Below are 9,231 nucleotides of genomic sequence, written 5' to 3' on the forward strand. Positions count from 1 at the left end.
GCCCAAAACGGTGACCCTGACCGGGGCGGGCATCATGCCGATCACCTTCGGCAAGGCGTCGATCACCGGTTCGGACGCGGCCTGGTTCAAGATCACAAACGACGGCTGCTCCCTGAAGACGCTGGCCAAGGGGCAGACCTGCTCGATCACCGCGGTCACGCGGCCGGCCGCAGCCAACCCGGGCGGAGCGTCGATCTCCCTACCCGACGACAGCACCGCCGGTTCGACGGGGATCAGCCTGGGCGTCAACGGATTCAACAGTGGCCGTGGCAACTACACGCCGATGTCGCCCTACCGCATCATGGACACCCGCTCCGGCAAGGGAGCGCCGAAGGGCGTCGTCGGCAACGGTGGTGTGGTGAGCCTGCAGGTCACCGGTGCGGGCGGTGTGCCCACGGATGCGTCGACCGTCGTACTGAACGTGACCGTCACCGAGGCGGCCGGCCCGGGGTACGTCACGGTCTACCCGTCGGGTGTGGCGCGACCGACGGCCTCCTCGCTCAACTACGTCAAGGGCTGGACCGGGGCCAACTCGGTCACCGTGAAGGTCGGCGCCAACGGCAAGGTGGACCTCTACAACGCCGGCGGCCCGGCACACCTCATTGCCGACGTCTACGGCTACTACACGCAGGGCCACGAATGCTGCTCGAGCTACGACGGCGGGCAATACCACCCGCTGGCGCAGCCGATCCGCCTGGCCGACACCCGGGATTGGGGACTCGGCCGGGTCCCGGCCGGCTACTACATCACCGCCGGCGTCTCGTGGAACAGCAGCATCGACCCCTGGGTCCGGGCGTTCGCGGTCAACATCACGGCCACCGCGCCGACCGGAAGCGGCTACCTGACCGCCTGGAACGGCTACGCAGGCAGCCTGCCCAACACGTCGACGCTGAACTACACGGCGAACGCCACCGTGCCGAACTTCGCCGTGGTCCCGACGACGCAAACCGGCAGCGGGATGCCTTCGATCGGCGTCTACACCAGCACCAACGCGCACATCATCGTCGACATCGTCGGCTTCTACGACAACGGTTCGCTGCCCGGCGGGCTGCGATTCGAGCCGGTCGTGCCGACCCGGATCGCCGACACCCGCAGCGGGCAGGGCTGGCCCTCACGGCTCGGACCGGGAGCTACCGCGTCGATCACGACGCCGGGCTCGGTCGCGAACGTCGACACCCGGGCGCTGGCGACCAACGTGACCGCGGTCCTCCCGACCACGGCCACGTATCTGACGGTCTGGCCCAGCGGCAGCGGCAGGCCCGGCACGTCCAACCTCAACCCGACCGCCGGATCGGTCGTACCCAACGCCGTACAGACCATGATCGGCCAGGACAAGAAGTTCAACATCTTCAACGCCGGCGGCAACTGCAACATCGTCGTCGACGTCGTCGGCACCTTCTACCAGTACCCACCCTCGACACCGTCCGGATGGAGCACCTCCACGACAGACCCGGCACTGGTGACACCGACAGCACAGTCACCGAGACAGATCAACCGGCTCTAGCAACGACGAGGTCTCCGGTAGGCAACTACCGGAGACCTCGTCATATGTACGGAACGACGCTAACCCTGGCTGTACCGGTACGACGGCCGGGCAGTCGGAGGCTTGTTCGCGGCCGGCGCGCTGCTAGCCGTCACACCCGCCGGCAGCGGGTACGGGAAGTAGTCGAACCGTCCGGCCACGTCGACGATCACGTCGACGCTCGACCCGGCGTTGTACACGTTGTACTTGTTGCTCGGCCCGAGCGGCACGAATGCCGCGTTCGGCCGGACCTCGCGGGGCGCCAGGTTCAGGTTGCTGGCCGTCGGCCGCGCGTCACCGTTGGCCCACGCGGTCAGGTACGTCCACGCGCTGCCGTTGTTGACGCCGGTGACGTTGGTGACCAGCACGCCGGTTTCGTCCGCCGCGGCCGACGCCGGCGCGGTGAGCGTAGCCGTGCGGCTCGGACCCAGCGTCCCTGCCCCGCCCAGCTTGACGCGGGTGTCGGCGATCCGTGTCGGGGTCAGCGGATGGAACCGGAAGCCCGGACCGATCTGGGCGTCGTCAAAGAATCCCAGGACATCCACCAGCACGTGCGTCGACCCGGAAGACCCGTTGTAGATGGTGATCTCCGGCATGCCGGAGCAGCTCGGAGCCCGTTGGCAGTACCTGATCGGGACCACGGCGAAGTTCGGCACGATCGAGTTCGGCGTGAAGTTCAACGTCGAGGCCACCGGCAGCAGACCCCCGGCCCACGCGGTCAGATAGCCGCCCATCGTCGGGGTGACCGCGGTGATGTTCACCGCGACGGCCCGCACGTGCGGGTTGATGGCCGTGCCGTAGTCGATCACCGACGACAGGGACCACTTGCCGGGCAGCGGCCCGCCCCACCCCGGGTCACGGGTGTCGAGCACCCGCGTCGTCTCGTGCGGCTGGTACTGCCCGCCGGCTCCGTAGCCGATGGTGTCGAGGCCCAGGTAGACGCCCAGCGCGTCGGCGATGACGTCCACCGAGCCGCCCGCGTTGTAGATGTCGACCTTCCCGTTCGCGCCCACCGGCACCGTCACCGAGTTCGCGCCGGTCCAGCCCGCCGTGAAGTTCAGGTTCGACACCGTAGGACGGGTGGTCCCCGACGGGTACACCGTGAGATACGACGCCGACGTCGGGTTGGTGACGGTCACGTTGAGCACCACCGCCGAAACACTGGTCACGTCGACGCGGTCGAGGCGGGGGATCTGCAGCGACAGTGTCTTCTGCGCGCCCAGTGCGCCCTTCGGGGCTCCGGTGCCCAGCCGCGTGTCGAGAATCCGGGCCGGCTCGTTCGGGAAGAAGTTGCCCGCCGCCGTGTTGCGACCGAGCTCGAGCACCGAGACCGCGTGGAAACCCCGGGCGCTGTTGTCGGCAATCTTGAACACCGCCGTCAACTGGCCGAGCGCCGTGGGTCTGCCGTACAGACTGACCGAGCAGGTCTGCCCGTAGGTCAGCGCCCGGCCGGTGCAGGTGTTGACGCCGACGCCGAACGAGTCGGCCGCCGGGCCCTCGAACGAGACCGCGCCGAACTGGATCGGGTCACTGCCGAAGCCGGTGAACGTCACGGTCTGCTCCGGCCCGTGCTGGCCGAGCCCCACCCCCACTCCGTGGCCCAGCAGGTTTGTCGTGCTCTGCGCCGCGTCGACGTAGCCGACGTTCGAGTTGAAGCGCATCTCGCCCCACGTGCCCAGCCCGTTGAAGCCGCAGCCCGACGTGCGGTACCACGCCGCGAACGAGGTGATCTTGTCCTCGCTGTCGTGGGTGACCGACCGGATGGTGATCGTTCCGCTGTTCCCGCTGCATTCATAGCCCGTGGCGTCGAGCTCCAGGCGGTACGTGCCGGCCGTGCCGCCGGTCGGAGTGGTCGGGTAGGTGCCGGGTGTGATCTTCTGCCCTGGCGGGCTGGTGATGGTGGCGCTCGCGCCGGGTGTGTTCGAGTCGCCGTGGACCACGACCGTCTCATTTCCCGTGTCATGCGGATACGAGGCGATCCAGACATGGCCTGAGCTGTTGTCGATGGCGGCGCTGTAGAAACCGTTGACGGTGAATACGTTGTACGGGGCGACCGGCTGCGCGCTCGCCTGCGCTGGTAGGGCGACCGCCCCAAGAGCGATCGCTCCGAGCATGACCGTAACCGTCCGTAAGAGACGCATGCGACTCCCGCTGTACATCGGTCGGTGGTGTAAAGCAGGAGCACCTTAACGATGATCATCACGGCGTCGCAATGGGGAGACGTTCGTCGGCTGTGAACCGATCGGCGGCTTCGATCCGATGATGAGGTGTGAGGGAGAGATCTGAGGACGCCGACCTGCTCGCGCTGGCCGCCGCCGGTGACCGGGCGGCGTTCGAGGTGTTCTATCGGCGGCACGCCGTCTGGTTGACGCTGCGCCTGCGGTATCGGTGTGCTGACGAATCCCTGGTCGACGACGTGGTCCAGGAGACGTTCCTCGACCTGTGGCACGGGGGAGCGGCGCGCTACCGCGACCAGGGCGACGTCACCGGCTGGCTGTGGCGTATCGGTTCGCGACGGCTCGTGGACGCGCTGCGCCGCCAAGGCTCCGGGCACCGGCTCGGCCGCCTCCTGGCCCGCCTGCGCGGCCGGGACGAGCCGTCCGCCGAGGAACAGGTGCTGCACGGCGTCGAGCACGGCGACCTTGCCGGTGCCCTGGCCCGGCTCTCGCCTGAACTGCGGGCGGTCGTGCAGGCCACCGTCCTGGACGGCCTCACCACCGCCGAGGCGGCGGTGCTGCTCGGCATCCCGCCCGGCACGGTCAAGACGCGGGCGATGCGGGCCCGCCGGCAACTCAGGCAGGAGCTGGCATGAGACAGCGCAACATCGGCACCTGGCACCTGCACGACGAGGACCTGCACGCCTATGCGGAGGGCGGGCTCGCCGGCCCGCTGCTCTGGTCCGCGGAGGCCCACCTCGGCGCCTGCGCGGCCTGCCGCGACCGGCTCACCACCGCCGCGGAGCCGCGGCTGCTCGACGACGGCTGGGCCCGCGTCGACGCCGCTCTCGACGCACCCGTTCCCGGCCTGGTCGAGCGGCTCCTGCTGCGCCTCGGCGTGCCCGACCACACGGCCAGGCTGCTCGCCGCCACCCCGGCACTGCGCCTGTCATGGCTGGTCGCGATCGCCCTGACGCTCGCGATGACCGCCGCGGTCGCCCGGCTCGCCGACCCGCTCGTGTTCCTCGCCGCGGCGCCGCTGCTGCCGCTGCTGGGCGTCGCGGTGTCGTTCGGCCCCGGCATCGACCCCACCTATGAGATCGCCCTCGTCGCGCCGATCCGGTCCTTCCGGTTGCTCCTGCTGCGCTGCGCCGCGGTCGTCTCGGCCAACGCCGTGCTCTGCGCCCTGGCCAGCCTCGGCCTGCCCGACGAGGGCATCGGCGCCGCCGGCTGGTTCCTGCCGTCGCTCGCGCTGACGGTGCTCACCCTGCTACTCGCCCCGAGATTCGGCACCGTCGCCGCGGCCTGCGCCGTCGGCGCCGGCTGGGTCGGCCTCGTCGTCGCCGCGGCCGGGTCCCTCTTCACCGCCGCCGGCCAGGCCGGCACCGCCGTCGCCGCCGTCCTTGCCGCCCTGCTCCTGGCCAGGCGGGCGTCGGCGTTCGACACCGCCCGGCTGTTCCCCCGCATCACCACCAGGAGGACCCGATGAGCATCGACGCGGCCGCCGCGGCCACCACCCCACCGGGCACCACGGCCGCCGTGCAGGCCGACGGCCTGACCCTGCGCTACGGGCGCAAGGCCGCCCTCGACGGCGTCACCCTCACCCTCGGCCCGGGCGTCACCGGCCTGCTCGGCCCCAACGGCGCCGGCAAGACCACGCTGCTGCGCATCCTCGCCACGGCACTCGCCCCCGACACCGGCTCACTGCGCGTCCTCGGCCACGACCCGCTGACCGGCCCGGGGCGGCTCGCCGTGCGCCGCCGTCTCGGCTACCTGCCCCAGGACCCCGGCTTCCACCCCGGCTTCACGGCCTTCGAGTTCGTCGACTACGTCGCGATCCTCAAGGAGCTCACCCACCGCGGCGACCGTCACGCCGAGGTCCGCCGCGTCCTGTCCACCGTCGGCCTCGACGACCAGCGCCGCACCCGCATCCGCGCCCTGTCCGGCGGCATGCGCCAGCGCGTCGCCCTCGCCGCCGCCCTCGTCGGCGACCCCGATCTGCTCATCCTCGACGAACCGACCGTCGGCCTCGACCCCCAGCAGCGCATGCGCTTCCGCGAACTGTTCGCCGACCTCGGCGAGGACCGCGCCGTACTCCTGTCCACCCACCAGACCGAGGACGTCATGTCCCTGTGCCGCCAGGTCGTCGTCATCGACCAGGGCACCGTCCGCTTCACCGGCACCCCGGCCGCCCTGGCTGCCCTGGCCGACGGCCGCGTCTGGACCAGTGCCACCCGCGAACCCCGGGCCCTCGCCTCCTGGCGCACCGGCACCGGCCTGCACCGCCACGTCGGCGACCCGCCCCCCGGCGCCGAACTCCTCCCACCCACGATCGAGGACGGCTACCTCATGCTCGTTGACCTGCACGGTGCCTCGTGACCACGGCTGTCGCACCACGCGTCAGCGCCCCCGCCCGGGTGCCCCGCCGCCGGGCGATGCTGGCGCTGGCCAGGGTCGAGTCCGTGCGGTTCCTGCGCCACCCGTTGACGATCGCGGCGCTGCTGCTCTTCGTCTCCCCATGGATCTACGACCTGGCCACGGGCACCACCGACCGCTATCCAGTCCTGCACGACAAGGCCGTCGACCTGCAGATCCTCGGCATCTTCGTCCTCGGCGGCGGCGCTCTCATCGTGGCCAACCTCAACGTGCTGCGCGCCCACCGCCATCACACCGACGCGCTCTACTCGACCCTCGTCCTGCCCGACCCGTGGCGCACCGGCGCGTTCCTGCTCGCCGCGCTGCCGTATGCGGCCGTGGTCGCCGCCCTCGTGACCGCCCGCATCGGGGCTCTCGCCCTGCTCCCCGGCGCCGCCGGCCGCATCGACCCGGCCGAACTCGCCACGACCCCGGCCGTCGTGCTGCTCCTCGCCGCCGTCGGCGTCCTGCTCGCCAAGCTGGTGCGCTCCGCGATCGTTGCGCCGCTGGCAATGTTCGGCTTCGCCGTCGCCGCGTTCGTCGCCCTGGTCGCCGCCGCCCGCGGCAACACCGTCCTGCGGCTCCTGCTGCCGGTGATGTTCACCGACCTGCCCTTCTCTCTGCCGGCCGAGCTGGTCGACCGCCCGTCGCTGCGCCACCTCGCCTACCTGGCCGGCCTCGCCGCGCTCGTCGCCGTCGCCGCTCTCGCCCGCTCCGGCGTCCGCGGCCGCCCCCTCGCCGCTGCCCTGACCCTGGCCACGGCCTTCACCGCGACCGCCGGCGCCGCCCAGTTCCACACCGACGACGCCCTGCGCCGCGCCGCCATCACCGCCACCGCCAACCCCGCCGCCACACAGGCCTGCCACCGCCGCGGGGACGTCACCTACTGCGCCTTCACCGACTTCACCCCCTGGATCCCCGGCTGGGAGGCCGTCGTCCGGGGCGTCCGCCGCCCTGCCCCCGCCACCGTCGCCGCAACCCCGCTCTCGGTCCGCCAGCGCGTCTGGGCCTACGGCTACCCGACGGGCGGCGCCAGCAGCAACGTCGCCGACGAGACCGGCCGCAACACCGCCTGGGAGCAGGCCGCGGCCGCCGCCGGCACCCCCGCCGCCATCCCGGTCAGCACCACCTGGGGCGACGGCCGATCGGAGGCCACCTTCGCCGCCGCTGTGGCCCTCCGCCTCATGACCGGCAGCGCCTTCGCCCCCACCGGCACCGTCTGCGGTGCCCGCGGCGCCCTGCTCGTCTGGCTGGTCGGCCAGGCCACCCCCGGCACCGCCACGGGCCTGCGCGACCTCGACGCCTCCAGCTGGGGCGCCCTCGTCTTCACCGACGCCACCACCTTCATGGGCGTCTCGGTCCCCGACCACGACGCCGCCTCCGGCCTTGCCGCCCTGGGCCGCCCGCACGCCGAGATGGCCGCCCTGTTCGCGGCCAACTGGACCGAGCTCACCGACCCGGCCACGCCGACGGACCGCTTCGCCGCGCTCGCCGGCCTACCGCTCGCCCCGCAACCCTCACCCGAGGAGCGTCCCGCATGCACCATCTGACCCGCGTCCCGCTCCGTTGCGCCATCCACCGCCCGGCCCGCCGCCGGCCCCACGCCCCGGTCGCCGGGTCCGACCGGTTCGCAACGGGCGCTGCCACGCTCCGCCTTGAGGTGGCATGAAGCGGCTCGCGCTGGTGTGGCCGACGCTGCGGGCGACCCGTCACACCCCACTCCTCGGCGCGATGGCCGCCGGGCTCGCGATCGTCACCGTGCCCGCCGCGATGACGGTGACGCTCAGCCCCGACAACCTGGCCACCCTGCTCCGCCTCGGCATGGCATGCGCCGCGGTCGGTCTCGCGTTTCTGTTCGACGACCCCGCGAAGCCCACCACCGCCACCGCACCCACTCCCGCCTGGCACACCATCGCGATCCGTGCCGGCGCCGCCGGCGGGGCTCTGGCCGCCTGGTGGGCCGCGGCCTACTCGACCACCGTCGCGGGCGCCGAGCACGGCACCGGCGACAACCTTCCCCTGGCCGGCCTGACCATCGAGGCCGCCACGTTCGGCGCGATCGCCGTGGCCGCCGCGGTCGTCGCCTGGCGGCTCGCCCCCCGCGGCGTCGTCAGCCCGGCCGCGGCACCGGTCGTGCTGGTCGCCGTCGCCGCCCTGGCCTTCGCCCCGCGCCGGCTGATCGTGTTCGTCACCGTCACCAGCTCCGAGTGGGACGCCGCCCACGATCGCCTCGCGCTCCTGCTCGCCTGCTGCCTCGCCACCGTGGTCGCCGCCGCGACGCTGCCGCCGCTGGCACGCCGCCGGACCGCCAGTCCCACCACCGCACCCCGTTCTGCCTGACCACATGGGCGGCGCCGGCGCCCTGACCAGCGAACCCGGGTCGATCCGGACCACGCGGACGGCTGCTGGCGATGCCGCCCGCGTTCGCCCATCGGCAGTTCGGTGCAACGAGCCGACGGGCTGGTCCACCCGCGACTCGAACGGACGCGCTGTCATCACGCCGACCCAAACGCCGGTCCGACCGTTCGCCGTGACGTTGCGTAGCCGGTGGGCGGGGGTGTCGCACACCGGCTGAGCGCTACCCGGCGGGCGGGCCGGCGCAAGTGTTCCGCCGGCTTCTACAGTGGACAGACAAAGAGAGGCGGTTGACCGCGTTTCCGCAGGTCAACCGCCTCTTGATGTTGCGCGCCCGAAGGGACTCGAACCCCTAACCTTCTGATCCGTAGTCAGATGCTCTATCCGTTGAGCTACGGGCGCTCGGTGCTCGGCCCAGTGTACACACCGGGTTTTGCGCGGAGGCTCCGGGATTCGAACCCGGGATGGGCTTTAAGACCCAAACCGCATTAGCAGTGCGGCGCCATAGACCGAACTAGGCGAAGCCTCCAGCAGTCCCCGTCTCCGGTGACCGCCGTACGAGGATACAGGCCCGCCCGATCCCCCGGCAAAGCGGGTACGCCTCCCGCGCGGGCGGCCGGTCTGACCTGGGGCCCGGCTCGGATGTGACGACGGCCACTGTCGACGCGGGGATGGCGTCGGTCACACCCGGCGCGGGCGGCTGTTGGCCATTACGCTCTTGCAGATGGGAGAGGACGCCAGCCCGCCGCCGCGAAAAGCCAATAAACCGCCAAAAGCGGACAC

Annotated in this window: 7 protein-coding genes and 2 tRNA genes; 6 read left to right on the forward strand and 3 right to left on the reverse strand. The window is 71.8% G+C overall.

The window, feature by feature from the left end; translation table 11 throughout:
• A partial coding sequence (locus ABZS66_RS58335; protein WP_354773093.1) for a hypothetical protein occupies positions 1-1,504 on the forward strand: 1,504 nt, incomplete at its 5' end.
• Between the two features lie 59 nt (positions 1,505-1,563).
• Here ABZS66_RS58335 and ABZS66_RS58340 read toward each other — a convergent pair.
• Positions 1,564-3,636, reverse strand: coding sequence for a hypothetical protein (locus ABZS66_RS58340; RefSeq protein ID WP_354773095.1), 2,073 nt, complete (start codon positions 3,634-3,636; stop codon positions 1,564-1,566).
• 155 nt (positions 3,637-3,791) lie between these two features.
• On the opposite strand from ABZS66_RS58340, the gene ABZS66_RS58345 reads away from it, so the two are divergent.
• The 5 genes from ABZS66_RS58345 (at position 3,792) to ABZS66_RS58365 (ending at position 8,433) form a co-directional block, all read left to right on the forward strand.
• A complete protein-coding gene (locus tag ABZS66_RS58345) occupies positions 3,792-4,334 on the forward strand; it encodes an RNA polymerase sigma factor (RefSeq protein WP_354773097.1) in 543 nt (180 codons plus the stop codon).
• Positions 4,331-5,167, forward strand: a complete 837-nt coding sequence (locus ABZS66_RS58350) for a hypothetical protein (RefSeq protein WP_354773099.1) — start codon at positions 4,331-4,333, stop codon at positions 5,165-5,167. Before ABZS66_RS58345 ends, ABZS66_RS58350 begins: the two co-directional genes overlap by 4 nt.
• Positions 5,164-6,057: an ABC transporter ATP-binding protein gene (locus ABZS66_RS58355; RefSeq protein ID WP_354773101.1), complete on the forward strand. Its 894-nt coding sequence runs from the start codon at positions 5,164-5,166 to the stop codon at positions 6,055-6,057. The genes ABZS66_RS58350 and ABZS66_RS58355 overlap by 4 nt, the downstream gene beginning before the upstream one ends.
• Complete coding sequence (locus ABZS66_RS58360; RefSeq protein ID WP_354773103.1) at positions 6,054-7,643, forward strand: hypothetical protein; 1,590 nt, start codon at positions 6,054-6,056, stop codon at positions 7,641-7,643. Before ABZS66_RS58355 ends, ABZS66_RS58360 begins: the two co-directional genes overlap by 4 nt.
• 115 nt (positions 7,644-7,758) lie before the next feature.
• Positions 7,759-8,433, forward strand: a complete 675-nt coding sequence (locus ABZS66_RS58365) for a hypothetical protein (RefSeq protein ID WP_354773105.1) — start codon at positions 7,759-7,761, stop codon at positions 8,431-8,433.
• 344 nt (positions 8,434-8,777) lie between these two features.
• Here the strand turns inward: ABZS66_RS58365 and ABZS66_RS58370 are convergent.
• Together ABZS66_RS58370 and ABZS66_RS58375 are read right to left on the reverse strand one after the other, a co-directional pair.
• Positions 8,778-8,850 (reverse strand) — tRNA-Arg (locus tag ABZS66_RS58370).
• Between the two features lie 36 nt (positions 8,851-8,886).
• Positions 8,887-8,977, reverse strand: a tRNA-Ser gene (locus tag ABZS66_RS58375).
• Positions 8,978-9,231: the final 254 nt, after the last annotated feature.

This window comes from Dactylosporangium sp. NPDC005572 (assembly GCF_040605515.1).
In the GTDB taxonomy this organism is placed as follows: domain Bacteria; phylum Actinomycetota; class Actinomycetes; order Mycobacteriales; family Micromonosporaceae; genus Dactylosporangium.